A 24,160-nucleotide genomic window follows, 5' to 3' on the forward strand; every position below is an offset into this window, starting at 1 on the left:
AGTCATTATAAGGAGAATCGAAAAACTGCCAAGCTCAAGATGTTGTGCGTCGCAATACGAGGTCATTAGGAAGCACAAACGTGTCCGGGGCCAATTCCGGCGAAGTCATACGACGCTGGAGGCGGTCTACTACCTGCTCAACCATGCTTGGCAAGGGCTGCTGGACAGTGCTCAAGCTGATGCACTCCCATCGCGCCATGGGAATATCGTCATAGCCGACAATCCAAATGTCGCTCGGGACTTGCTTGCCACTGCGACGGGCTGCATCCAGGACACCGATCGCAACAATGTCATTTGTGCAGAACACTGCATCGACATCAGGGCGTTCTGCGAGCAGTGTCTGCATCGCCCGAAAGCCATACTCGTAGCTAAAGTCGGCGGCATCAGCCCGCACAAATGCGTTCCCCTGGCTCAACTCGCCAAGGCCTTCCATAAAGCCTCGCTCGCGTTCGCGAATCGTGCTTGCCTTGGAACTCTTGCTGGACGCGGCTGAGATCAATCCAATGCACTTTCTGCCCGCGGACACGAAATAGTCTGCAACCCGCCGGCCGCCGGCATAGTTGTCGCTCACGATCGTGTCGAACAAGTCGGTTCCGACAGAGCGATTGATCAGGATGATCGGCTTCTCGGCCGCGACTCGGGTCAGCATCTCCCTGGATTCATCCAGCGCGGCGGCAAAGATGACGCCATCGGTTGCGCTTTCGGCAAGCGCACGCACCGTTGCCTCGTCCATCTTTCCTTCAAGCTCCCAGACCGTTGTGCGGAAGCCCCGACTAGCGAGCCGCTCAACTAACAGTTGGAGCAGCATTGGGTACAACGGGTTAGACAGGCTCGCGATGACGACCGCAACCGTGCCGCTGCGACGCGTCTTCATCTGTCGAGCTGCCGCACTGGGCGAATACTCGTGGTCTTGTATGACCTTCAAGACCCGCGCCTTGGTCTCCGGCTTCACCGATGGCAAATCCTGAAGCACACGGGAGACGGTGGTTTGCGAAACCCCTGCCAAGTTGGCAATGTCGATGCTGGTAAGCCTCTTGCTCATGGTGAGGTAGGAACTGCACACTTTTCTGTAAATGCCCCGGATTCTAAACGAACCCTTCCAGGCCGCCACGATATCGACAGTACGGTGGCCCACGGGCTACTTTGGTTTCGTCAAACCGACCAGAATGGTCCTCCGCGGGGCGGCAAGGTGTATTGCGAAGATGCGATTGGTGACCTTCCGAAACCAATGTTTGATGGGTCTCGACCACGGCCGGGAAACCCCACGGGCACATAGTAATGACCGCTCAGTCGAGCATTATTGTCGTTCGGATTGGGGGTACCAAACGGCAGAAACGGGTTGTCTAGAGACAGTAGTCGTAATTTCCGCTGTCTGACTCGCGTCGCGCCGGTTCCACGTAATTTGTTCCCGCCATCATGGTGCCGCTAGTCCAACTCAGAGCCAATGCACCTGCGATTATCCCGAGCCCCGGGTGGCCACGGTCATCTCTCTGCCATCAGGACAGCAGTTTCTCGATCAGTTCTGGCGTGCTCGGCACGTTGAATTTGCGCAGCAGTCGACTCCTATAAATCTCCACGGTCCGAGGGCTGATGCCCAGGGATTTTCCGATCTCCTTCGCGGTCTTGCTGTCGATCAAGAGGGTCGCCACGTCGCGTTCGCGACGAGTCATCGCACTGCGTGCCTGCGAATCAATCTGCCACACGCCTTTCGCTTTCGCCCCAACCGGGACGCCATCGTCATCGGCCATCTCCGCAAACATCCATAGGGCTTCGGCGTAGGGATCGTCGCGATACTCGCTCGCGCCCGCGACGTTGACCCAGAACAACTCGTCGTCCAGGCGTTTCATTAGCCGCGAGTCCGTGAAACGCCCATGTTGCGCGAGGATCGGAATTACCCGCTTTCCAAAGCGTTCGAAATCCACCTGGTTCGGATACAACACCCGCACGCTCTGTCCCACGAGCTGCTCCCGTTTGGCGCGAAACATCAACACGAAGGCGAGATTGCAGTCGGTGATGATGCGCTGGCGCGTGATCATCATGGCGGCGGGCATATGGGCAAATGCGCGACCGTAGTCGACAGCGACTTGAAGTGCGGGCTTAGTCATGTTCATTGCTTCCTCATCACACTATGGCGCACATCGCAGCGCCAACGCTAGGGGTTCTCCTTAGGTAATCGACACGTATTGTTGTAAGTATATAGGCGTCCTAGACTGCCTGGCATCGAATCGATGTTCTTTTTAACCCAGGAGGTACAAATATGGATGACTACAAAATCGCTCATACGGCGGTGTGGAAATTGGGATGCACGGCAAAGTCGGCATCGTGGTGATCGACTACCAGATGGCGTTCACCGACGAGCAATACCCACTAGGTGGTGCGCCGCTGGTCACGCGGGGTCTGCAGAATACGGCTCGGCTGCTCGACGTCGCACGCCAGCACAACGTTGCCTGTCACCAGTTGTTTCACTGCGTACAAGTCCGAGCGAGACATGCCCCACTGGAAGATTACGGCAGTGCGAGAGCAATTCCGGCTGGACCATCCCAGCTCCGAGCTACAGCCGGCGCGGCGATTCGATCCGACGTCGCGCAAACGGGGCCAGCCGCTGCAGCGGCACCCCGCTGTCCGGTAGTGGCGGTCGCCCTTCGTCTGCGGGAAATAACAGGTGATGCCTTCTGCGGGCGCGATGGCGACGGACACGCTCCGCGCGCGCCGTCTCGGTGGCGGCATCGAGCCGGTACACGATGTGATCTAGCTGGGCGAGCCGCAGCCGTTTAGTGCGTCTTCGCTCGACCAGAGGCCGTCGAACCCCTTGGGCGCCATCGGCGCCTTGGTCGGATCGGGGAAGCCGTGGTCGAGATGCCATTGCGCCAGAGCAGGGAGGCGCTGCTGCGGCGTGTTAATCGACAGCCCTCGGCATGCTCACCAGGATGCCCCACGGTGCTGTCGGAATGGCCGGCAGGAACCCGACCCAGCCGACCCCGAAGTGCCGCACCGCCAATATGCCGTCCAGACATAAAGGTCGCGTTCTTTATTACTTCCGGACATATGTGTCATTTTCGGCTTTATCCCGGCTCGCCCCCTATATGAAGCGATCCTCTGATTTCAATCGGCATCCGATCCACGTCTTGGCGCAGTTGGAAGCTGCGCTCCACGGATGCCAGCTTCGTGTCAAATGATGTCGCTGCGGAGGAGGCTTTTCATGCCTAGCGAAGAGCAACCCTTGGGGATCCGAATAGAGGGTGTCAACCCAGAGCAGTTGCGAAGCTTGCTCGAAGAGTTTTGTGATCGACATGACGTCGTTGCGCGAAGTGGTATCGGGTAGCCGGAGGCCATCCACCCGCATGAAAGCAATCGCGGCACCCGAGCGCGCCGCGATTGCTTGCTGACCACGCTGAAATGCCAGCCTCTTTGCTCCCCTATCCCACTTCGCGGGATAGGGGGAGACCACCCCCTGCAGTTTCGACTTTGTCAGCAATTACGCCACGCTCCGACCCTTGCCCTGCCAATACTTGTCGCGCACCTGCCGCCGCAGCACCTTGCCCACCACGCTGACCGGGAGTGCTTCAACGAACGTGATCGACTTGGGCCCCTTGAACCGGCCCAGCCGTTCCTTGACGAACGCAATCAGCTCCTGCTCGCTGACTTGCGCGCCGCTGCGCAGTTGCACTTCTGCGTGCACGGCCTCGCCCCACTCCTCGTTCGGCACCCCCACGGCGGCCGACATCGACACCGCCGGGTGCGCATTGAGTGCCGCTTCCACTTCGATGGCATAGACGTTGAAGCCGCCCGTGATGATCATATCTTTCTTGCGGTCTACCAGGTGGACGTAGCCTTCCTCGTCGATATAGCCGAGGTCCCCCGACTTCCAGAACCCGTCCTCGAACTCGGCGGCAGTGGCCTCGGGGTTCTGATAGTAGCCGGAAATCACGCCGCGGCTGCGCGCCCAGATCTCACCGACCGCGCCCGGTGCCGCGTCGTTGCCGTCGTTGTCGATGATCCTGACCTCGACGTGTGGCTGGAGCCGGCCGGCGGAGCCGAGCTGGGTGTCCGTCGCGGTCAGGTGATCGCTCTTGCCGAGGATGGCGACGGACTGGAGACTTTCGGTCGCCCCGTAGTACTGCACGAAAATATTGCCGAAGCGTTCCTGCGCGCGCCGCAGCTTTGCCGGGCTCATGGGGGCCCCGCCATAGGCGATGGTCTGCAGCGAGGACAGGTCATAGTCCGTCGCCTCTGGCAGGTCGAGCAACCGGTAGACCAGCGTCGGCAGCAACAGCGTCATCGTGATCTTCTCGGCCTTGATGTTCCTGCACATCAGTGCCAGGTCCGGCAGGTTCTGCGTCACGGTGCAGGCGCCGCGGAACAGCGTTGCCAGGACCCCGAAACCGGAACCGTGGCTGATTGGCGCCATGTGCAGCATGCGGGTATCGGGCAGTTGGACCTGTTCGGCCTCCATGAACATCGTGTCGCGGCAGGCCAGCCAGTTGTCCATGGTGTACTGGGCGCATTTCCCTGCGCCCGTGGTGCCGCCGGTGAAGCGGTAGACAAGGATGTCCTTGTTCGCGTCATTCTCGACGCCGGGATCGTGGTCGGGAACGCCTTCCATCAGGTCCCAGAAATAATGCAAACCCTCGCGCGCTTCGGCCGGCGGATCCATGCAGACCACCGTGGCACCCAGGTCGCGCAGCATGCCGTAGTAGCGATCAAGCAGTGCGGTTTCGATAAACACGACCTTGGGGCGGATGTACCCGGCCTGGCGGCTGTGCTCGTCGAACGAATCGCGGAAGTTGGTATAGGCCGCCGCGGCGTCGCCCTTGAGCGCCGTCCAGAAATGCAGCAGCGACATATTGTCGTTCTCGAGCACGCAGAGATAGATGTCGCCGCGGCGCAGCTGCAGGCGGTCGCGCATCATGTTGACGATGCGGTTGGTGACCGAATGGAACTCGCGGTAGTTGTAGCGGCGGTTGCGTTCGATATTGACCAGCGCCTCCCTGTCGCCGAAGCGCAGGACCAGGTTGGCGAACAGGCGCGCAAAGTTCGTCTTCATCCTCAGTCTCCTTTCTTCTCAGTCCGCACCGTAAGCGCAACGCTTCGATGCGGATCGCATTCCAATGCACATGAATGCACAAAGGGAACCCCGACCGCCGACCGGGATTCCCATGCTCAGGACAACAAGTCCGGCTCCGCCAGATCAGGCAGCCTTGGCATGCTGCATCATCGTGGTGACGAACGCATGCACCTGCTGGTTGGCGTCGTCGCGATGGGCCGACGCGCTCCAGTCGTTGATCTGTGCAAAGTGCGCCGCCACGGCATCCACCGACAGTTCCTCGCGCGGGATGTACACCGGCGCGGTTTCCTGCAGCCGGATGGTCGAGAACACGCTACCGCTGGCGCCAAGGATAACCTTGTTCGGCGCGTCTTCGCTGACCAGGAAGAGCGCACCCGGCGTCACCTGCTCCGGACCGGTCGCCTTGAGAATATCTTCCGGCAGCACGTCTTCGGTCATGCGCGTGGCCGCCATCGGTGCCAGCGTGTTGATGCGGATGTCGTTTTTCTTGCCTTCAGTCACCAGCATGTTCATCAGGCCGACCACGGCCATCTTGGCTGCACCATAGTTGGTTTGGCCGAAGTTGCCGAACAGGCCGGCCGCCGACGTGGTCATCAGCACGCGGCCGTAGTTCTGCTCGCGCATGGTTTCCCACACGGCCTTGGTGCAATACACCGAGCCCATCAGGTGCACGTCGACCACGGCGCGGAAATCGGCCATCTCCATCTTGGAGAAAGTCTTGTCGCGCAGGATGCCGGCGTTGTTGATCAGGATGTCGATGCGGCCGAACTCGGCCTTGGCCTGTTCGACCATGGCGGTGGCCTGCTCGAAGTCGGCAACGTTGGCACCGTTGGCGATAGCCTGGCCGCCGGCCTCGCGGATCTCTTCGACCACGGCCAGCGCGGCGTCGGAAGAACCGCCCTTGCCGTCGCGGCTGCCGCCGAAGTCGTTGATCACGACCTTGGCGCCGAGGCGCGCCAGCTCCAGCGCATGCACGCGGCCCAGGCCGTTGCCGGCACCCGTCACAATGGCCACACGGCCGTCAAAGCGAATCGTCATGGTATTACCTCGAAGTACTGGATGATGAAAGGCACGCGCGGTGGTTTGCCGGGCCACGCATGCCGGTTGCTCGATACTGCAATGTCCAGGCGGTTCCTCCTGGGCAGCGGTTTAACGTTACGCCGCTCGCATCCGCCCTTCACCTCCCCTTGTGGACGGACGCCGGGCCATGGTCAGAACATCCGGTCCGCGCCCGGATAAAGCGGCGCTTCCTTGGCGAAGAAGCGGCGCACGGCCTCGGCGTTGTAGCTGCTGGCGGCACACAGGCCCTGTACGGCGGTTTCGAGCTGCGTCATGGCATGCCGGTCCGTCTCGAACGTGCGGTTCATGATCCCCTTGGCCATCCCGAGCACGTGCGTCGGCGCATTGTCAAAGCGCCGTGCATACCCGACGGCGGTTTCCCGCAGGCGATCGGCCGACACCACGGCCTGCACCAGGCCGATCTCCAGCGCCTCGTCGGCCAGGATCTCGCGCGCGGAGAACACGATCTCCTTGGCGCGCACCAGCCCGACCAGCCGGGGCAGGATGTACATCAGGCCGAGGTCCGGCGCAAAGCCGATGCGCGGGAAGTTAGAAACCAGCCGCGCCTTGTCGCTGACGATGGTGAAATCCGCCCCCAGTGCAAGCGACAGGCCCGCACCGACGGCAAAGCCGTCGATGGCGGAAATCACCGGTTTCTCCAGGTCCATCAATTCGGAATGCCAGCGGTGGGCGCCCAGCAGCGCGTCGCGCACGAGGAAGGGCATCTCGCCCTCTTCCCCGCGGCCGTTGAGGTCCGCGCCGGAACAGAAGTGTCCGCCAGCGCCGGTCAGCACCACCGAGCTGACTTCACGGTCCTCGCGCGCCCGCCGGATGGCGGCAGCCAGAAGTTGCTTGGATTCCTCGTCGAGCGCATTCCGCCTCTGCGGACGATTCAGGGTGATGACCGCCGTCTTGCCGTCCTTCTCGAACAGGACTTTGTTGTCATGCATGTTTTTCTCCTATCGCGGGCATGTCCCGCTTGTTGCGTCGGCGTCAGCGCTCAGGCGGCGTTGCACCAGTCCCTGAGCACGGATGCCGTATGCTCGCCCCGCTGCGGCACCTTCCCGGGCCGCGCGGCCGGCGTGCCGGAGAAGCGCGGCGCCGGGTTGGCCTGCAGCACGCCGTCGATTTCGGTGTACACGCCACGGGCGACCATGTGCGGATGCGCCGCCGCCTCGTCGGGATTGAGCACCGGGGCGAAGCAGGCGTCGGTGCCTTCCAGCAGCGCGCACCATTGGTCGCGCGTCCTGGTGGCAATCAGCGCAGCAAGCCGCTCATGCTGCCGCGACCACAGCTTCTGGTCGTGCTGCGTGGCGAATGCCGGGTCGTTGGTCAGGCCCAGCCTCTCCAGCAACAGCTTGTGAAAGCGCGGCTCGGCCGCGGCGATCGTGACGAAATTGCCGTCGGCGCAGCGATAGGTGCGATACCAGTGCGGCCCGTCGAGCAGGCTGCTGCCCCGTTGATTGGCGAACACGCCGGCCGATTTCAGGCCCAGGATCAGGTTCATCATGTGGGCGCTGCCGTCCACGATGGCCGCGTCGATCACCTGGCCGTTGCCGGTTTCGCGCGCACTCATGATGCCGGCGAGCAGCCCGACCATCAGGTACATGGTGCCGCCGCCGATGTCGCCCACCAGGCTGGGCGGCGACATGGGCGCTTCGCCGGGCTGCCCGGACCACCACAAGGCGCCCGACAGCGCGACATAGTTCAGGTCATGGCCCGCGGACTGTGCCAGCGGGCCATGCTGCCCCCAGCCCGTCATGCGGCCGTACACCAGCCTCGGATTGCGCGCCAGGCAGACGTCCGGGCCGAGCCCGAGCCGCTCCATCACGCCGGGGCGCATCCCTTCGATCATCGCGTCGCACTGCCCTGCAAGGCGGAGCACGGTCTCGATCCCCTCGGCGGTCTTGAGGTCGACGGCAACTGAGCGCTTGCCGCGATTCTGGATCGCATGCCTGCCGACATCGAGGTCTTCCGGCCCGGGCTGCAGGCGGTCGACCAGGACGACATCGGCGCCGAGGTCGGCCAGCATCATGCCGGTGACCGGGGTCGGGCCAAGGCCGGCGATTTCGAGGATGCGCAGGCCCTTGAGGGGCCCGCTTTCGTTTGAAGCCATTCTTTTCACTCCAGGACGCAGGGCCGCAGGTGCTCGTCCCTACCAAGGCTAATCAACGTGCCGTCTGGTTGCCCCCTCTCCCACGCCAGTGAGAGAAGAGAGCAAACCGTTGCACATGGCGTTCAGAACCCGAACATCACCTTCGCCACGATCCCGCGCTGCACCTCGCTCGTGCCGCCGTAGATGGTCGCGGCACGGCGCAGGAACATGTCGTTGGCAATACCGCGCGCCAGCGACTCCTGCGGATACGGCTGCGCCGGTGCCGGCTCGTGCAGATGCGCATACGCCACGGCGCCGTAGTCGCCCAACGCCTCGACCTGCGCTTCCGTGATGCGCTGCTGCAAATCCGTGGCACGCAGCTTGAGCATCGAGCCCAGCACGTGCGAAGCCGGGTTGTGCGTCATCTCCAGCCTGGCGACGCGCTGCACCATCATGCCGATCGCCTGCAGTTCCGCATCCAGCCGCGCCAGCTTCAGCGCGAACTCCGGCCGGTCGATCAGCTTGCCGCCGCCCGCATCCAGCGCTGTCGCAAACCGGCGCAGCTCGCGCATGTAGCGCTTCAGGTCCGGCAGGTCGGCGGTGGTCGCGTGCTCGTTGTTGAGCAGGAACTTGGTGATGTTCCAGCCGGCGCCCTCCTCGCCGATCAGGTTGGTCACCGGAACGCGCACGTTGTCGAAGAAGGTCTCGTTAAGGTGATGCGCGTCGTCGATGCTGCGGATCGGCCGCACGGTGATGCCTGGCGTTGTCATGTCCACCAGCAGGAAGCTGATCCCGGCCTGCTTCTTGCCAGTGCTGTCGGTCCTTACCAGCAGGAAGATCCAGTCCGCGTGGTGCGCGTAGCTGGTCCAGATCTTCTGCCCGTTGACGACGTAGTGGTCACCGTCGCGGATAGCACGGGTCTTCAGCGAAGCCAGGTCGGAGCCCGAGCCAGGCTCGGAAAAGCCCTGGCACCACAGGCGCTCGCCGTCCAGCGCGGGGCGCAGGTGATCGGCCTTCTGCGCCGGCGTGGCGAACGCGTTCAGCACCGGCCCGAGCATCTTCTGCACGAAGCCGTCCTGCGTGGGCGTGCCGGCTGCCGTGCATTCGTCGTCGAACACCAGCATCTGCTCGACCGACCAGCCCGTGCCCTCATGCGCCACGGGCCAGTAAGGCGCGCCCCAGCCATGCGCGCGCAGCAGCTTCTGCCAGCGCAGGATCTGCTCGCGCGGCGAGCGCGTGCAGCGCGGCAGCCCTTTCAGGTCCGCGGGCACCTTGTCCCGCAGGAACTGGCGGACTTCCTGGCGGAATGCCTCCAGTCCGGGATCAGCTTGAAAGTCCATGCCTGGCTCCGTCAGTCCTTCCGGTACATGGTGACCACTGCCGCGCCGCCGATGCCGACGTTGTGCTGCAGGGCCACGCGCGCGTTCTCTACCTGGCGCTTATCCGCCTGGCCGCGCAGTTGCTGGACCAGTTCCGTGCACTGGGCCAGGCCGGTCGCGCCGATCGGGTGCCCCTTGCACAGCAGGCCGCCCGACGGGTTGACCACGTACTTGCCGCCGTAGGTGTTGTCGCCATCGTCGATGAACTTCGCGGCCCCGCCTTCCGGGCACAGGCCGAGCGCTTCGTATGTCAGCAGTTCGTTCTGCGCGAAGCAGTCGTGCAGTTCGACCACGTTCACGTCTTCGGCGCCGATGCCGGCCATCTCATACACCCTGTTGGCCGCCGCACGCGACATGCCAAAGCCAGCGAGGTGGCGCAGGTCGCCCGAATTGAAGGTCTCGGCACCGTCGGTGGTGAGTGCCTGGCCGGCGATCCACACACGCGTGTCCAGGCCATGCTTCTTCGCATAGGCCTCGCTGCACAGCACCACGGCGGCCGCGCCGCAGGTAGGCGGGCAGGCCATCGAACGCGTCATGACACCGGGCCACATCACCTTCTCGGTCATCACTTCTTCGGGGGTGACCACCGTGCGGAACACAGCCATCGGGTTGTTGGCGGCATGGCGGCTGGCCTTGGCGCGGATCTTGGCGAAGGCCTCCACCGGCGTGCCGAAGCGCTTCATGTGGTCCAGGCCGGCGGCGCCGAACAGTTGCAGCGCGGGCGCGACGCCGTCCGGCACCACGCTCTCGCACGCACGGTTGAACAGTTCCAGCGGGGCGGGACGGTCGGTGTAGATCGTGCCCAGCGCGCCCGGGTTCATCTGTTCGAAGCCGAAGGCCAGCACGATGTCGACCATGCCGCTGGCGATGGCCTGGTTCGCCAGGTACAGCGCGGTCGAGCCGCTGGCGCAATTGTTGTGGACGTTGATGACGGGAATGCCGGTCATGCCGATGTCGTATAGCACACGCTGGCCGCCAGTCGAATCGCCGAAGATGTAGCTCGCATAGGCCTGCTGGACCGACTCATAGCCCACGCCTGCGTCTGCCAGCGCCAACCGCACAGCCTGCGCGCCCATCACGGTATACGGATCGCTCTGGCCCGGCTTCTTGAACGGAATCATGCCCACGCCGGCAACCACGACTTTCTGCGTCATGTCTTTCTCCTTGAATGTCTTGATGTTTGAAACGAATAAAAACAGGCGGAAATCGGCGGATTCCCGTCAGAACAGGCGTTGGATGCCCGGGAACAGCGGCGCTTCCTTCGAGAAGAAGCGCCGTACCGCCTCGGCGTTGTACTGGCTGGCCGCGCACAGGCCCTGCACCGCGGCCTCGAGCTGGAGCAGCGCATGCCGGTCGGTCTCGAAGGTCCGGTTCATGATGCGCTTGGCCATGCCAAGCACGTGGGTCGGGGCGTTCTCGAAGCGTTGCGCGAATTCGATCGCGGCGTCGCGCAGGCGGTCGGCCGGCACCACGGCCTCGGCCAGGCCGATGGCCACCGCCTCTTCGCCCTGGATCTCGCGGGCGGAGAAGACGATCTCCTTGGCGCGCACCAGACCGACCCGGCGCGGCAGCACGTACATCAGCGACAGGTCGGGAATGAAGCCGACCCGGCCGAAGCTCGACACAAAGCGCGCCCGGTCACTGGCGATGATGAAATCGGCCGCCAGCGCCACCGACAGGCCGGCACCGGTCGCAAAGCCGTCGACGGCGGAGATCACCGGCTTTTCCAGGTCGGTCAGCTCGGTGAACCATCCGTGGTGGTCCAGCAGCAGGTCGCGCACATAGAAGCCGCGCTCGACCTCCGCGCCGCCATCGACCAGGTCCGCCCCGGCGCAAAAGTTGCCGCCGGCGCCGGTCAGCACGACCGCGGTCACCGACCGGTCTTCCCTGACCGTGCGGACGATGTCCGTCATCGCCGCATTGATCGAATCGTCGAGCGCATTTCTCCTGTGCGGCCGATTCAGCGTGATGACGGCGGTTGAGCCGACCTTCTCCAACAGCACCGTGTTGTCAGACATGCAGATTCCCCTCTCCAGCGAAGCGTCCTGATTTGCACTTGTGGAGTCATCTTAGGGAGGGGTACGGAACCTTCGCCCCTCCCTTTTTTGCCGTCGGCGGTGGGGAGGGAGGGAAAAGGATGGAAGGGACGCCAGCCGGAATGAGAGTGCGCCATGCGTTGCGCCCTCCCCCGCCGTTCGGGGAGGGGCGCACCGAAGATGCGCTGGCTATCGTCATCCAGGCACCCGTTGCAAACCCATCAACAAGGAGGAGACACCATGAACTTCAGCGACTACCAGCACATCAGCTTTGCCCGACGCGGCAAGGTGCTTGAAATCACCCTCAACCGCCCGGAGCAGCTCAACGCCTTCAACGGCGGCCTCCACGCCGAGATGGCGCGGGTCTTTATCGATGCCAACAATGACCCGGAGTCGGAGGTCATCGTGCTGACCGGCGCCGGCCGCGCCTTTTCCGCCGGCGGCGACCTCGAGGCCGTGAAGGCCGGCTTCGACGATCCGGCGGCGTTCCGCGTGACGGCCCGCGAAGGCAAGCAGATCGTCTTTGCCCAGCTCGATTGCGAGAAGCCGATCATCGCCAAGGTGAACGGCCCCGCGATCGGCCTGGGCTGCAGCATCGCGCTGTTCTGCGACGTGATCTTCGCCGCCGACACCGCCAGGTTCGCCGATCCGCACGTCAATGTCGGCCTGGTGGCCGGCGACGGCGGCGCCATCATCTGGCCGCAGCTGATCGGCTATGCCCGCGCCAAGGAGTACTTGCTGACCGGCGATGCGCTGACGGCCACCGACGCGGCGCGCATCGGCCTGATCAACCATGCCGTGCCGGCCGCGGAACTCGACGAGCGCGTCAACCAGTTTGCCGACCGCCTGGCCGCCGGGGCCTCGCAAGCGATCCGCTGGACGAAGGTGTCCGTCAACATCGGCCTCAAGCAGCTTGCCCACTCCATCATGGATACCTGCATGTCGTACGAATGGCTGGCCAGCAAGTCGGACGACCATCGCGAGGCGGTCAATGCCCTGCTGGCAAAGCGCAAGCCAACGTTTAGCGGCCAATGAGCGGAGCGACGGAATGGGGAACACCATGAACAACGGCGCCAGCCAGAGCCCGCCTATCGACTTCAGCGGCAAGCGGGTCCTGGTGACCGGCGGCGCCAGCGGCATCGGCGCGGCCATCGCGGAATTCTTTGCCGGGCAAGGGGCGGTAGTCTGCGCCTCGGACCTGAATCCAGCCCCTGACCTGCCCGGGCGCAAGATGCTGCGCGGCGATGTGTCGTCCGAAGCGGATGTGCAGCGCATCACGGCGGAAGCCATCGCCCACATGGGCGGGATCGACATCCTGGTCAATAACGCCGGGATGCTCGAACCTGCCAGCCGCACGGTGAAGCAGCCGGCGGCAACGTGGCAGCGGACCCTCGACGTCAACCTGACCGGGACGTGGCTGATGAGCAAGGCGGTCGGCGCGCAGATGCTCGAACAGGGCGGCGGGGCCATCGTCAACATCGCCTCGATCTATGGCCTCGGGGGCGGGCCCGGCATTGCCGCTTATACCGCGTCCAAGGCCGGCGTGATCATGCTGACGCGCTCGCTGGCCTGCGAATGGGCGCAGAAAGGCATCCGCGTCAATGGCGTTGCGCCGGCCATCATCCGCACGCCGCCGCTCGATGCCATGACGAGCGAAGGCCGGCTCGACGTCACCACGCTGGAACGCCGCACGCCGATGGGCCGCCTGGGGTATCCCGCTGAAGTCGCGCAGGCGGTGGCGTTTCTGGCGTCGGATTGGGCTTCGTACGTGACCGGGGTCACGCTGCCGGTCGATGGCGGGTGGACCGCGTTCGGGGCGGACGGCGACGCCTCCAGGGGATAAGCCCCCAAACGGCTCAGGACTGTCTTGCATCCTGAGCCGTTCGTTCCGGGCCCGTCACGTCGTCAGGCCGCCGTCGACGACGTAGTGCGCGCCTGTGACGAATGACGCCTTCTCCGAACTGAGCCACAGCACCAGCTCTGCCACCTCCTCCGGCTCGGCGGGCCGGCGAAGCGCGGAAGCTGCCACCAGCACGTCCGACGCGCCAGGCGCGGACCCGGCGGCAATCTCATCCGCCATCGCGGTCCGGATGTAGCCCGGACAGATCGCGTTGATCCGGATTCCGTACTTGCCGCACTCCCTGGCCGCTGAACGGGTCAGGCCGATCACCCCGTGCTTGGAAGCGGAATACGCCGAACTGTAGGGCGCGCCCTTCACCCCGGCGACCGATGCGGTATTGACGATGACCCCGCCGCGCGCCTTCATGGCCCGCAACTCATGCACCATGCAGTGGAATACGCCGGTCAGGTTGACGCCGATGACCGCGTGCCAGTTCTCCAGGCCCTGTTCCTCGGTCCGGGCGATGCGGCCGGAGATTCCCGCGTTGTTGAACGCAATATCCAGCCTGCCGAAGCGATGGAGCGCGGCTTCGACCATCGCCGCGCAGTCCTCATCTCTACTCACGTCCACGCGCTGGAAGATGGCTTGGCCGCCCGCCTTGCCGATCTCAGCCACGACCTCCCGGCCCGCTGCCTCCGACCGGTCCGCGACGACCACATGCGCGCCGGCCCCGGCGAACCGCAGTGCGGCCACACGGCCGATCCCGGCCGCGCCGCCGGTCACGATGGCGACCTTGCCCTGCAAATCTGACATAGGGGACTCCCGAAAGGAAACTGCCCTTTCCGCGACAAGCCGCGCGGCAGGAGGGCAGCACCCAAGAACAACCGTTACGCCGATTCCGTGCGCAACTCACTCCCCGCAGCACGCCGCGCCGCCGCACCCTTGATCATCAGCGCCACGGCAGAGACCAGCACGAAGCCCATCACCACCGTAAAGACCGTGCTCAGGCTGAAGCCATCGCGCAACATCAGCGCGCCAACCATCGGACCGGCAATGCCGCCGAACCGGCCAACGCCGTGCATCCACGAGATACCCGTCGAACGGCCGCTGGCCGGGTAGAAGGCCGCCGCCACCGCGCCCATCGACATCAGCGCGCCGCTCAGGCCGATGCCGCCAAGGAACACGCATGTCGCCACCCACGTCAAGTCACCTTTCTGCTGCCCGACCAGCCACATGCCGAGCCCGCCCAGCACGAAGGCGCCGGCAACCACGGTGTTCCGGTCGAAGCGGTCCATCAGCCAGCCAAAAATGAAGGTGCCGAAGATGCCGCCAACCGTCAGCAGCACGGTGATCAGGGTCGAATTTTGCAGCGAGGCACCCATGTCCTGCACCAGCGTCGGCAGCCAGCCCAGCAGCAGGTAATAGGCGAAGGTGCCAAAGAAGTAGGCGCACCACAGCATGGCCGTGCCCATACGCAGCTGCCTGGAAAGCACCACGGCAACGCCTGCCTTGCCGGGCTCGGGCGCTGCCGGCAGCGTGAAGCGGGTCTCGTCGGAAATGTCCGCCGCAGGCGCGATGCGCCGCAGCACCGCGGCGATGGCGGGCGCCGGATAGCCCTGCTGGACCATGAACTGCAGCGGCTGCGGCATGGTGACCAACATGAACAGGGCCAGTACGACCGGCACCACGCCACCAATCAGGAAGACCGTGGTCCAGCCATACGTCGGCACGACGGCCGCGGCGGCGATTCCGCACGACGAAGCCCCGATCAGCGCACCGCAGGCGATCGTATTGACCAGGAAAGCACTCATGCGCGTCGGCGCATACTCGTAGATCAGCGTGACCGCCCCCGGCACTGCCGCGCCCACGCCGATGCCCGTAAAGAAGCGCCAGGCACCCAGCGATACGAGCGAGTCCGCGGTCATGGTCCCGAGACTGCACACGCCGAACAGCAGCATCGAGCCGACCATCACCGTCTTCGGGCTGGTGCGGTTGAACAGCGGCCCGGCAATCAGCGCGCCGAGCGCCAGCCCCAGCACCCCCACGCTCAGCACAGGACCGAACGCCGCCTTGGTCGTGCCCCATTCGCGCAACAGCACCGGCACGACGAAGCCGATGGCCACGCTGTCATAGGCGTCGATGGCAATCAGCAGGAAGCAGGTGACCAGAATCCCCCACTGATACCGCGAAAAGCGATGTTCGTTGATGAACTGCTGCACGTCGATCGTGCGTGACAGGTTCGTCATGTTGTCTCCTATAAATATTGTCATGTAGTCCGGCGCCAAGGCCGCGGCGCGGGTCCACCGCAAAGACCGCCAGTGGACGCATTTGACGATACGCAGTGGCTTCGCCGCGCTCTCCCCCACTTTCGGGAGGGGACGCGTCAAAGGCGGCCAGGGTAAACGACAGGGGGGCGTTTCAACGCCCCTTGTCTTGCCTCTGGTCGCGCGCTTATGCGCCGGCCACGCCGAATTCGGGCTTGCGCCCCTCTCCAACTGATAGGGACGCACGTTGATAGCAATGCGGCTAAATGAAGGAACCTTTCTGAGAAGAATGCGTTGCAGGGGAACGAAAACAAGACCCTTCACCGCTACAACAACAAGGAGACAACATGGCACCGAAGAGTCCCTTTCAACCCGCAACCCACCGGCGGATTCTGGCTTGCGCGGCGCTCTGCGTCGCCAGCCTGCCGGTCTGGAGCCAGGTTGGCGGCAGCACCGCCCAGCCTGGCAGCGGCGCAGCGCCGACGCTGGTCGGGGCGCTGGAAAGCGATCCGGTCCGCTTGGGCTGGATGCAGGGCTTCCCGCCCCCGCCAGAGAAGCTGATCACGCATGCGCCCGGCGCCGAAACATTCCCGCGCAATCGCTGGCGGTTCTCGCATATGCGCGAGCTGCTTCCCACTGCCTCGGTCTGGCGCGGCAACGGTCCCGTCAGTCCGCTGCCGCGCGCGGAACGCGACATCGGCTCGGTGGCATTTACGGATGTCGATGGCACGCGCCGGACGTTCGACGAGATGCTGGCGCTGACCTACACCGACGGCATCCCGGTCATGCACAAAGGCAAGGTGGTCTATGAGCGCTACTTCGGCGCGTTGGACAGCCACACGCCCCATATCGCAATGTCGGTAACAAAGTCGTTCGTCGGTACGCTGGCTGCGATGCTCGCCGCCGACGGCAAGCTCGACCCGGCAGCTCCCGTGACCCATTACCTGCCCGAGATGGCAGGGACGGCCTATGGCGACGCCACGGTGCGGCAGGTCATGGATATGACCATCGGTGTGCGCTATTCCGAGGACTATGCCAATCCACAGGCCGAGGTCTGGGATTTCGTGCGAGCCGGTGGCATGGTAGCCCGCCCGGCGGGCTACAACGGGCCCGGCAACTTCTACGCGTTCCTGAAGACGTTGCAGAAGGAAGGCGAGCACGACGACGTGTTCGCCTACAAGACCGTCAATACCGAGGTGCTGGCGTGGATCGTGCGCCGCGCTTCCGGCCAGTCGCTGGCGAAGCTCCTGTCGGAGCGGATCTGGCAGCCGATGGGGGCGGAGCATGACGCCTATTTCACCGTCGACAGCATCGGCACGGAATCGGGCGGGGCCGGCCTGAACACCACGCTGCGCGACCTGGCCCGCTTTGGCGAGGTCATCCGGGGCAACGGGCGCTTCAATGGCAAGCAAATCGTCCAGGCATCGGTCGTGGCCGATATCCGCCGCGGCGGCGATCGCCGGCAGTTTGCCCGTTCGGACAGGGCCGCCGATCTGCCGGGCTGGAGCTATCGCGACATGTGGTGGGTGTCCAACGACAGCCATGGCATGTTCCAGGCCGCGGGCGTTTATGGACAGCGCATCTACATCGACCCCAAGGCGGAGATGACCATCGTCCGCTACGCGTCGCACCCGGTTGCGTCAAACGCCGCCAACAACCCGATTACGTTTCGCGCCTTCCGCGCGCTGGCCGATACGTTATCGCGATAGTGGAACAGGCGCTGACTGGTTGATTATGCTGGCTTTTCCACCGCCAGCGGCGCCTGACACTGGAAAGCGACGAGCGCCTCGATCTGGCGCCCGTCGCGCTTACGATACCGGCTTCGGCGCCGGCAGCTTCCAGGTGCCCTTCAGGATTTCGGCCTGCGGCAAGTAGTAGCGGACCATATAGTTCCAGCCGGGCATGGTCGGCAGGCAGTTGTCCATGTCCGGACTGCATCCACCAAAGCGGATCGAGACCGAACCGTCCGCAGCCTTCCGGGCAGTCAGGCTGTTGATCGAATACGCGTTGAGCGGATTGTGCTGGAAATATCCTGCTGCGTTGTACACGCTGACTGACCAGAACGCGCCGACGGGCACGGTTGGCAAGTCAAGCCGGTAGACGGTCGTGCCGTCATTGCGTTCCGGGTTGACGATCTGGTAGAAGGCATCCTTCTCCGGGATACCGCCCCATGCGATGGCGCTTCCAATCAGGTGACGCACCGGATCGACCTGGTCCCGCTTGCCAAACATCCGCCGCGAATCGGGTATGGTGGTTCCCAGCGCGATCAACATCTTGCGCAGTGCACCCTGGCTGGCGCTGTCCCAATTGGGCACGTCGAAGCGGCCCGGGCCATTCGGCTGGCTGACACGGATGGCATCCTGCAGCGCCCACGCCTGCTTCGCATCGTCGGCCTTGCCCGGGTCGATCAGCGTCCGCACGCCCAGCATGAGGTACCGCGTGCCGACGTTCTCCCGCGTGAAAGTATGGCTGCCGGCGCCATAGCGCACGCCCAGGACGTGGCTGTCTTCGTCCAGCACCGCGAGCGACATGAAGCGGCTGCCGGCATCCGGCATGGTGACGGTGACCGGCCCCGCGTCGAGATCGAACACGGCGGTGGAGTACAGCGTGTCGCGGTTCGGGCGGACCACAGTCTGGCTGCCCACCGGGACCAGTTCGCGGAAGTGGGCAAACTTGCCGAAGCCACCTCGCTTGACGGTAAACCCGAAGTAGCGGTCCGACTCGGCGCGCCGGAAGTTGTCGACGGTCACAGGAACCGGTGCGCTGGCGTCAACCTGGGCGTGCGCGTTGAGCGCGACCGTGGCCAGCATGGCGCAAGCCGCGGCATGCAAAAGCTTCACTGACATATTCGTCTCCTTGTCCATTCTTGCGTGATGTTGAATCCCGTTTGTGCACTCCCTCCCCGCTTGCGAGAGAAGGTCGGGGAGAGGGGAAAATAAGCGCGCCGTAGCCACGCGGCTGCTCTCGCTAGCGCGCGTCACGACAACCGCATGATCGGCGGCGGCACATACTTGCGGGCCGCTTCGCCGTCCTTCGGTCCGTAGAAGCGCAGCATCAGCCGATACTGCTGGCCGGCCGGCGTCGGCAGCCAGTTGCCCTCGGGCGCGTTGTCCGGCTTCTGCGGACCGAAGTACAAGGTCAGGGAGCCGTCCTTGCCGTACTGCAACGGCGACTGGTTATTGAGCAGGAAGCGATTCAAGGGATTCGGCAAGACCTTGAAGTAGCGGGAATCCACCGCAAGCACCGACCAGAAATAGCGCGCCTCGGCAGCGGGTAGCTGGTCCTTCGGGAACGTCAGGGAATAGGTGTGGCTGCTGTCCAGCGGCGCGCCGGCACTGTCGGCCGCGCCCCGGAAGTAGTTGGCCTCGTCGAACGTGTTGACCCATATCCCGCCATAGTTGAACAGGGTACGGCTCAGGTAGTCGCTGCCATAGGCCCCCGACACCGCGGCACGCGCCCATCCGTTGCGGATCGTGCCCGGGCCAATGGTCCGGCTGGCCTTGGTAAAGTCGGCAAAGGCACGCTGGCGGATCACACCGTCCACGCGGGTGCGTTCGTCGGGGTCGGCGATGGACCGGGCAATGGCGCGAACCTTCGCCTGGAGCGGTTCCATGCCGGGATTCAGGTCCGGCTCGCTCGCCAGCGCCGTCTCGGCGACGTCGAATGCCTCCACGCCTGGCAGCTTCCGCAAGTCGAACACTGGCGTCTGCGGGATGCGGGGCAAGCGTGGCGTGCCAGTCGCCCGCATTCTGAACTGGTGCTGCAGCGTTTCGGCCTGCTTCCAGTCCGCGCCAAGTTCAACACGGGAGAGCACCCGCGTGTAGCGCGCCGGCAGGTCGACCCGCGTCACGTTCTCAGGCAGCGCGACCCTGGCGCCGCGCAGGCATACGGCAAAGTCGCCGCTGGGCCGACCGGAAAACGTGCGGTCATTGATATTGGCCAGCGTCTCGCCCCAGCCGTTCAGGAACTGCACCGTGTAGTAGCGGCCGGTGATCTTCGGCACGGAGACAATGGTGCAGCTGCTTTCGTCCACCGCAACCCACGCTTCCGAATAGGCGACATCCAGGTTCGGATTCGGCCAGTCCACTGCGCCCGGCTTGCGATGCACGAGCTGGTTCCATTGCATGCCCTCACGAAAGTCCAGTTGCTGCTGACGCAGCACCAGCAGGCGGCTGAGGAGGTAGATGTAGGCGTCACTGATGTCCTGGTCGGAAATCGCTGCCTGTTGTACTGCGGCTGGCGTGCCAGTCGCGTTCGGAAGCTGGTGCTGGCAGGCGCCAATCAGCAGCGACGCCGCGATGGCGCCGAACGTCAGTGGCAAGCGGGGCAAGGGCATGCTTTACTCCTTTGAGTTCTCGCACTTATATCGTCGCAACCGGCATCGGCATCATGGTGCCGATCCGGATGCAAAGCGGCCGTTCCTCGGCAAGTCCGCTGGGCCAGCAGTGCTGCTTACTACGGTCGCCGCCCCTTGCCACTTCCCGAGAGTCTTCTATTTAGGCCCCGACCGGTGCATGCCTGCCCCTCTCTCATTGGGAGGGGAACCGGATAGCCTGCGCAACGGGACTTCACACTGCACCCGGGCGCGCGTAATCTCCACCTTGCTGCTTTCACGCTGTCCGTCGCCCCACGGAAGCCGCCAGCCCGATCCACTCCGGGCCGTCTGCAACAGGACTTTCCATGATGATGAAGACCAAGCTTTGTTCAATGTCATTCGCGTGCGGGCTGGCATACACAGTCCTCGCGCAGGCAGAGCTGGTCCGGTAACTGCGTACGGACGGAGTTCCCGTGGGCCGCCCTGGTCTGCGCACGGAGCCCGACTGGCAACACATTGTTGCCAGTCGGGCCCGATTAAGCCGAGGCGTTATGACACGCGGCGGTCCTTGTCCTTCCAGTACTTCTCCCGTAAATGGCGGCGCAGCACCTTGCCGACCACGCTGACCGGAAGGGCCTCCACGAATACGACAGATTTTGGCACCTTGAAGCGACCCAGCCTGCCCTTGACGTGATCGAGCAGTTCCTCGGCCGTCAACTGCGCGCCGGCCTTGACGACCACCTCCGCGTGCAGCGACTCTCCCCATTCCTCGTGCGGGATTCCGATCACCGCTGAGTTGGACACCGCCGGACGCGAATTCAGCGCGGCTTCCACTTCAATCGCGTAGACGTTGAAGCCGCCCGTGATGATCATGTCCTTCTTGCGGTCGACCAGGTACAGGAAGCCTTCATCGTCGATACGGCCAAGGTCGCCAGACTTCCATAAGCCGCTCGTGAACTCCCCGGCCGTGCCTTCTGGATCGTTGTAGTAGCCCGAGATGGTGCCGCGGCAGCGCAACCAGATTTCGCCGGTCTCGCCTTGCCGCACTTCCTTGCCCTGATCATCGACGATCATGATCTCGACACCCGGCAGGATGCGGCCTGCCGAGCCGAGCTGCTTTTCCGTGGCGGTCAGGTGATCCGCCTTGCTCAGGACACCAACGGCGTGCAGGATTTCGGTCGCGCCGTAGATCTGCATGAAGATATTGCCGAAGCGCTCCTGCGCCTGGCGCAGCTTGGCGGGGCTCATCGGCGACGCGCCGTAGGCCAGTGTGCGACGACAGGTCATACTGCATTGCCTCGGGCATTTCCAGCATGCGGCAGATTATCGTCGGCACGAGCAGCGTGTTGGTGATCTTCTCGGCCTCGACGTTGCAGCAAAGCTGCGCCAAGTCTGGAATGTTCTGTGTCACCGTACAACCGCCGCGGAGCGTGGGCAGCAGGCCCCGGCCGGAGCCGTGGCTGACCGGTGCCATGTGCAGGAAGTGTGTATCGGCGTCATAGACCTGCTCGCTTTCCATGTACATGGAGTCGCGCATGGCAAGCCAGTTGTCCATGTGTACGCGGCGCATTTTCCTTTGCCGGTTGTGCCGCCCGTGAAGCGATCCGACAGCACGACGTTACGGATCTCGCTCTCGACGCCGGGGTTCTCCTCCGAGACGCCGTCCAGCAGGTCCCAGAAGTACAGCAGGCCCTCGCGCGGCGCAGCGGGCGGGTCCATGCAGACGACGGTCACACCCTGCCCGCGCAGCATGTCGAAGTAGCGGTCGAGCAGCGCATTCTCGATGAAAACGACCTTGGGGCGGATGAATTCCACCTGCCAGCGGTGCTCTTCCTGCGCGCGAAACGGGGGATGCTGCAATGCCGCATCCCCCGCTTTGTCTGCCGTGGCGCGCAACGCTCAGAAGCCGCGCCCCTGCGTAGCGTCTGGGCTCCACATCCTACGTTGCGCTGGTGGCCTCCAGCTCAGGCCAAGCCAAAAATGCCGACGTGCTCGGTCGATTCCTCGACGCGCCACAGGCCGCCGCCATTACCTTGGATGGCGATGCGCGCGCCTTCCACCTGGCGCTTGCCGCAGTTGCCGCGCAGTTGCTCCACCAGTTCGAAGATCTGGCCGATGCCGGTCGCGCCGATCGGATGGCCCTTCGACTCCAGGCCGCCCGACGGATTGATCGGCAGCTTGCCGCCCAGCGTGGTCTCGCCGCTCTCGGCCATCTCGCCGCTCGCACCCGGTTCGCACAGGCCCAGGGACTCCATCGCCAGCAGCTCGCCAATGGCGGTCGCGTCATGGATTTCGGCTACGTCGACGTCCTTCTGCGAAATGCCGGCCTGCTCGAAAGCCGCCTTGCCAGCCAGGTGCGTGCAGCCGTTGTCGAAATCGTCGGCGGCGCGCGCCGAGGCCGAACGCACCACGCTCGCCAGCACCTTGATGGCGCGCTTGCGGTCGAAGCCGTACTTCTTCAGCGCCGACTCCGTGCAGACGATCGCGGCAGCGGCGCCGTCGGAGATCGGCGAGCACATCGGCAGCGTGATCGGATACGTGATCGGCGGCGCGGCCAGCACTTCCTCGATGCTGATCGCGTTGCGGTACTGCGAGCGCTTGTTGTGCACCGAATGCCCGTGGTTCTTCGACGACACCGCGGCCAGCTGGCGCTGGGTGATGCCGAAGCGCTCCATCAGGCCGCCGCGGCCCAGCGCCGCGTACACATCCATGAACGGGCTGTAAGGCTTCGGCGACTGCGAACCCTCCGGCGGCACGATGCTCTTGCCCATCGCCGCCAGGTAGTTCTTGTTGTCCTCGAAGGTCTCGATATCCCAGGCCGATTCGAAGGCCGAGAACATCTTAGCCTTGTCGCTGTAGAACATCTTCTCCGCGCCGACGGCAATGGCCACGTCAGCGGCGCCGGCGCGCAGCTGCGTCACGGCCAGGTTGAAGGCGTGGCTCGACGAAGCGCAGGCGCCTTCCAGGTTGAAGATGGGAATGCTGTCGAAGCCCAGCGGCAGGAGCGCGACCTGGCCGCGGATCATGTGCTGGCCGTCGAAATGGCCCTGCGTGCAGTTGCCATAGAACGCGGCCTGCACCCACTTGCGGTCGCAAGCGGCGTCCTTCAGCGCGTCTTCCACGGCCCAGGCGGTCAGCTGCTTGACGGTCTTGTCGGCGTGGCGGCCGAACGGCGTCATGCCGACGCCAACGATGTAGATGTTTTCCATGTGTTCTTGCTCCGGTGCGATCTTTGATCAGTAGCCCTTGAATTCCGGCGTGCGCTTCTCGGCGAAGGCGCGCAGGCCCTCGGCGATGTCGTAAGAACGCTGATGGTTGCGCAGCTCCAGCAACTCGTGGCGCAGCGCGTCGGCAACCGGCTTGTCGGCGGCTTCGTCGGCCACCTTCTTCATCTTGCGCAGCACCAGCGGGCTCTTCTTCGCCAGCTTGTCGCCGATGGCCTGCACGCGGGCGACCAGTTCCTCGTCGGCCACCACTTCGGCGACCAGGCCGTATTGCTTCATCTCTGCGGCCGGCAGGGAGTCACCGGTGTACAGCAGGTACTTGGCAATGTTCTGCGGAATCTTGCGCGACAGCACGGCTGCGCCACCGCCGCCCGGGAACACGCCAAAGTTGGAATGCGCATCGCCAAAGCGGGCGCTCTGCGCGGCGATCACGAAGTCACAGGCCAGCACCGTCTCCAGGCCCCCGGCCACTGCCAGGCCGTTCACGGCGGCGATGGTGGGCTTGGGGAAGGCGCGCAGCGTGTCGAAGAAGGCCACGAGCGTGTCGAGCAGGTCCGGCTCGCCGGGACCCGGGGTGCCGGATGCCTTCAGGTCGGCGCCGGCGCAGAAGGCGGGGCCGGTTGCGGTCACCGCCACCACGCGCACCTGGTCGTCCTGCTGCCAGGCGCGCAGCTGCGCGGCCATGGCCAGCGCCATGTCTTTGCCGATGGCGTTGCGGGCCTCCGGGCGCATCAGCGTTATCCAGCCGACCTGCCCCTTGACCGAAAATGAAACGGGTTCGCTCATGTCTTCTCCTTGATCCAAAAATCTGAACGCCGATAGCGTTTCTGGCTAGATGCAAGGTACGCGAGCGGCGCGCCCGCCTGCCCCTCCCCTTGCGGAC

Annotated in this window: 20 protein-coding genes and 1 pseudogene; 3 read left to right on the forward strand and 18 right to left on the reverse strand. The window is 64.4% G+C overall.

The window, feature by feature from the left end; genetic code table 11:
• Positions 1 to 34: 34 nt before the first annotated feature.
• The 9 genes from LPA45_RS32815 to LPA45_RS32855 all read right to left on the reverse strand — a co-directional run bounded on the left by LPA45_RS32815 (position 35) and on the right by LPA45_RS32855 (position 11,616).
• A complete protein-coding gene (locus LPA45_RS32815) occupies positions 35 to 1,042 on the reverse strand; it encodes a LacI family DNA-binding transcriptional regulator (RefSeq protein WP_317923276.1) in 1,008 nt (335 codons plus the stop codon).
• Positions 1,043 to 1,496: 454 nt separating this feature from the next.
• Entirely contained in the window at positions 1,497 to 2,105 is a 609-nt protein-coding gene (locus LPA45_RS32820; protein WP_317923277.1) for a LuxR C-terminal-related transcriptional regulator, read from the reverse strand.
• 1,370 nt (positions 2,106 to 3,475) lie between these two features.
• Positions 3,476 to 5,044, reverse strand: coding sequence for a class I adenylate-forming enzyme family protein (locus LPA45_RS32825; RefSeq protein ID WP_317923279.1), 1,569 nt, complete (start codon positions 5,042 to 5,044; stop codon positions 3,476 to 3,478).
• 144 nt (positions 5,045 to 5,188) lie between these two features.
• A complete protein-coding gene (locus tag LPA45_RS32830) occupies positions 5,189 to 6,103 on the reverse strand; it encodes an SDR family NAD(P)-dependent oxidoreductase (RefSeq protein ID WP_317923281.1) in 915 nt (304 codons plus the stop codon).
• Positions 6,104 to 6,276: 173 nt separating this feature from the next.
• On the reverse strand, positions 6,277 to 7,074 hold the full coding sequence (locus LPA45_RS32835; protein WP_317923282.1) for an enoyl-CoA hydratase/isomerase family protein: 798 nt from the start codon (positions 7,072 to 7,074) through the stop codon (positions 6,277 to 6,279).
• Between the two features lie 50 nt (positions 7,075 to 7,124).
• Positions 7,125 to 8,240: a CaiB/BaiF CoA-transferase family protein gene (locus LPA45_RS32840; protein WP_317923284.1), complete on the reverse strand. Its 1,116-nt coding sequence runs from the start codon at positions 8,238 to 8,240 to the stop codon at positions 7,125 to 7,127.
• Between the two features lie 122 nt (positions 8,241 to 8,362).
• Positions 8,363 to 9,559 (reverse strand): acyl-CoA dehydrogenase family protein, encoded by a 1,197-nt coding sequence (locus tag LPA45_RS32845; protein ID WP_317923286.1) that lies wholly within the window; start codon positions 9,557 to 9,559, stop codon positions 8,363 to 8,365.
• Between the two features lie 11 nt (positions 9,560 to 9,570).
• Positions 9,571 to 10,752: a lipid-transfer protein gene (locus tag LPA45_RS32850; protein ID WP_317923288.1), complete on the reverse strand. Its 1,182-nt coding sequence runs from the start codon at positions 10,750 to 10,752 to the stop codon at positions 9,571 to 9,573.
• Between the two features lie 66 nt (positions 10,753 to 10,818).
• On the reverse strand, positions 10,819 to 11,616 hold the full coding sequence (locus LPA45_RS32855) for an enoyl-CoA hydratase/isomerase family protein (RefSeq protein ID WP_317923289.1): 798 nt from the start codon (positions 11,614 to 11,616) through the stop codon (positions 10,819 to 10,821).
• A 258-nt stretch (positions 11,617 to 11,874) separates the two neighbouring features.
• On the opposite strand from LPA45_RS32855, the gene LPA45_RS32860 reads away from it, so the two are divergent.
• Complete coding sequence (locus LPA45_RS32860; protein WP_317923290.1) at positions 11,875 to 12,669, forward strand: enoyl-CoA hydratase/isomerase family protein; 795 nt, start codon at positions 11,875 to 11,877, stop codon at positions 12,667 to 12,669.
• 13 nt (positions 12,670 to 12,682) lie between these two features.
• On the forward strand, positions 12,683 to 13,477 hold the full coding sequence (locus LPA45_RS32865) for an SDR family NAD(P)-dependent oxidoreductase (RefSeq protein WP_317923291.1): 795 nt from the start codon (positions 12,683 to 12,685) through the stop codon (positions 13,475 to 13,477).
• Between the two features lie 54 nt (positions 13,478 to 13,531).
• Here LPA45_RS32865 and LPA45_RS32870 read toward each other — a convergent pair whose 3' ends face one another.
• Positions 13,532 to 14,287: an SDR family NAD(P)-dependent oxidoreductase gene (locus LPA45_RS32870; RefSeq protein ID WP_317923292.1), complete on the reverse strand. Its 756-nt coding sequence runs from the start codon at positions 14,285 to 14,287 to the stop codon at positions 13,532 to 13,534.
• Positions 14,288 to 14,361: 74 nt separating this feature from the next.
• Positions 14,362 to 15,720: an MFS transporter gene (locus tag LPA45_RS32875; protein WP_317923293.1), complete on the reverse strand. Its 1,359-nt coding sequence runs from the start codon at positions 15,718 to 15,720 to the stop codon at positions 14,362 to 14,364.
• A gap of 365 nt (positions 15,721 to 16,085) precedes the next feature.
• On the opposite strand from LPA45_RS32875, the gene LPA45_RS32880 reads away from it, so the two are divergent.
• Complete coding sequence (locus LPA45_RS32880; RefSeq protein ID WP_317923294.1) at positions 16,086 to 17,447, forward strand: serine hydrolase; 1,362 nt, start codon at positions 16,086 to 16,088, stop codon at positions 17,445 to 17,447.
• 99 nt (positions 17,448 to 17,546) lie between these two features.
• On the opposite strand, the gene LPA45_RS32885 is transcribed toward LPA45_RS32880, so the two are convergent.
• The 7 genes and pseudogenes from LPA45_RS32885 to LPA45_RS32910 all read right to left on the reverse strand — a co-directional run bounded on the left by LPA45_RS32885 (position 17,547) and on the right by LPA45_RS32910 (position 24,063).
• Positions 17,547 to 18,584 carry a DUF1254 domain-containing protein gene (locus LPA45_RS32885; RefSeq protein WP_317923295.1) on the reverse strand — a complete coding sequence of 346 codons (1,038 nt, stop codon included), beginning with the start codon at positions 18,582 to 18,584 and terminating at the stop codon, positions 17,547 to 17,549.
• Positions 18,585 to 18,715: 131 nt separating this feature from the next.
• The gene (locus LPA45_RS32890) at positions 18,716 to 20,074 is read right to left on the reverse strand and encodes a DUF1214 domain-containing protein (RefSeq protein WP_317923297.1); all 1,359 of its coding nucleotides are present in this window, start codon (positions 20,072 to 20,074) and stop codon (positions 18,716 to 18,718) included.
• Positions 20,075 to 20,602: 528 nt separating this feature from the next.
• A complete protein-coding gene (locus LPA45_RS34285; RefSeq protein WP_376790715.1) occupies positions 20,603 to 20,926 on the reverse strand; it encodes a hypothetical protein in 324 nt (107 codons plus the stop codon).
• 171 nt (positions 20,927 to 21,097) lie between these two features.
• Positions 21,098 to 21,578: pseudogene (locus LPA45_RS34290) on the reverse strand (AMP-binding protein); the annotation flags it as partial.
• Positions 21,461 to 21,913: a hypothetical protein gene (locus LPA45_RS32900; RefSeq protein ID WP_317923301.1), complete on the reverse strand. Its 453-nt coding sequence runs from the start codon at positions 21,911 to 21,913 to the stop codon at positions 21,461 to 21,463. The pseudogene LPA45_RS34290 and the gene LPA45_RS32900, both read right to left, overlap by 118 nt.
• A 104-nt stretch (positions 21,914 to 22,017) precedes the next feature.
• The gene (locus LPA45_RS32905) at positions 22,018 to 23,262 is read right to left on the reverse strand and encodes a thiolase family protein (RefSeq protein WP_317923303.1); all 1,245 of its coding nucleotides are present in this window, start codon (positions 23,260 to 23,262) and stop codon (positions 22,018 to 22,020) included.
• A gap of 27 nt (positions 23,263 to 23,289) precedes the next feature.
• A complete protein-coding gene (locus LPA45_RS32910) occupies positions 23,290 to 24,063 on the reverse strand; it encodes an enoyl-CoA hydratase/isomerase family protein (protein WP_317923304.1) in 774 nt (257 codons plus the stop codon).
• Between the last annotated feature and the right edge of the window lie 97 nt (positions 24,064 to 24,160).

The organism is Cupriavidus sp. Agwp_2 (genome assembly GCF_040784895.1).
Taxonomy (GTDB): Bacteria; Pseudomonadota; Gammaproteobacteria; order Burkholderiales; family Burkholderiaceae; genus Cupriavidus.

Excerpts from the sequence above, each read along its gene's own strand:
- LPA45_RS32815 (WP_317923276.1), bottom strand. The coding sequence starts at position 1,042 with ATGAGCAAGAGGCTTACCAGCATCGACATTGCCAACTTGGCAGGGGTT.
- LPA45_RS32820 (WP_317923277.1), bottom strand. The coding sequence starts at position 2,105 with ATGACTAAGCCCGCACTTCAAGTCGCTGTCGACTACGGTCGCGCATTT.
- LPA45_RS32825 (WP_317923279.1), bottom strand. The coding sequence starts at position 5,044 with ATGAAGACGAACTTTGCGCGCCTGTTCGCCAACCTGGTCCTGCGCTTC.
- LPA45_RS32830 (WP_317923281.1), bottom strand. The coding sequence starts at position 6,103 with ATGACGATTCGCTTTGACGGCCGTGTGGCCATTGTGACGGGTGCCGGC.
- LPA45_RS32835 (WP_317923282.1), bottom strand. The coding sequence starts at position 7,074 with ATGCATGACAACAAAGTCCTGTTCGAGAAGGACGGCAAGACGGCGGTC.
- LPA45_RS32840 (WP_317923284.1), bottom strand. The coding sequence starts at position 8,240 with ATGGCTTCAAACGAAAGCGGGCCCCTCAAGGGCCTGCGCATCCTCGAA.
- LPA45_RS32845 (WP_317923286.1), bottom strand. The coding sequence starts at position 9,559 with ATGGACTTTCAAGCTGATCCCGGACTGGAGGCATTCCGCCAGGAAGTC.
- LPA45_RS32850 (WP_317923288.1), bottom strand. The coding sequence starts at position 10,752 with ATGACGCAGAAAGTCGTGGTTGCCGGCGTGGGCATGATTCCGTTCAAG.
- LPA45_RS32855 (WP_317923289.1), bottom strand. The coding sequence starts at position 11,616 with ATGTCTGACAACACGGTGCTGTTGGAGAAGGTCGGCTCAACCGCCGTC.
- LPA45_RS32860 (WP_317923290.1), top strand. The coding sequence starts at position 11,875 with ATGAACTTCAGCGACTACCAGCACATCAGCTTTGCCCGACGCGGCAAG.
- LPA45_RS32865 (WP_317923291.1), top strand. The coding sequence starts at position 12,683 with ATGGGGAACACCATGAACAACGGCGCCAGCCAGAGCCCGCCTATCGAC.
- LPA45_RS32870 (WP_317923292.1), bottom strand. The coding sequence starts at position 14,287 with ATGTCAGATTTGCAGGGCAAGGTCGCCATCGTGACCGGCGGCGCGGCC.
- LPA45_RS32875 (WP_317923293.1), bottom strand. The coding sequence starts at position 15,720 with ATGACGAACCTGTCACGCACGATCGACGTGCAGCAGTTCATCAACGAA.
- LPA45_RS32880 (WP_317923294.1), top strand. The coding sequence starts at position 16,086 with ATGGCACCGAAGAGTCCCTTTCAACCCGCAACCCACCGGCGGATTCTG.
- LPA45_RS32885 (WP_317923295.1), bottom strand. The coding sequence starts at position 18,584 with ATGTCAGTGAAGCTTTTGCATGCCGCGGCTTGCGCCATGCTGGCCACG.
- LPA45_RS32890 (WP_317923297.1), bottom strand. The coding sequence starts at position 20,074 with ATGCCCTTGCCCCGCTTGCCACTGACGTTCGGCGCCATCGCGGCGTCG.
- LPA45_RS34285 (WP_376790715.1), bottom strand. The coding sequence starts at position 20,926 with ATGATCATCACGGGCGGCTTCAACGTCTACGCGATTGAAGTGGAAGCC.
- LPA45_RS32905 (WP_317923303.1), bottom strand. The coding sequence starts at position 23,262 with ATGGAAAACATCTACATCGTTGGCGTCGGCATGACGCCGTTCGGCCGC.
- LPA45_RS32910 (WP_317923304.1), bottom strand. The coding sequence starts at position 24,063 with ATGAGCGAACCCGTTTCATTTTCGGTCAAGGGGCAGGTCGGCTGGATA.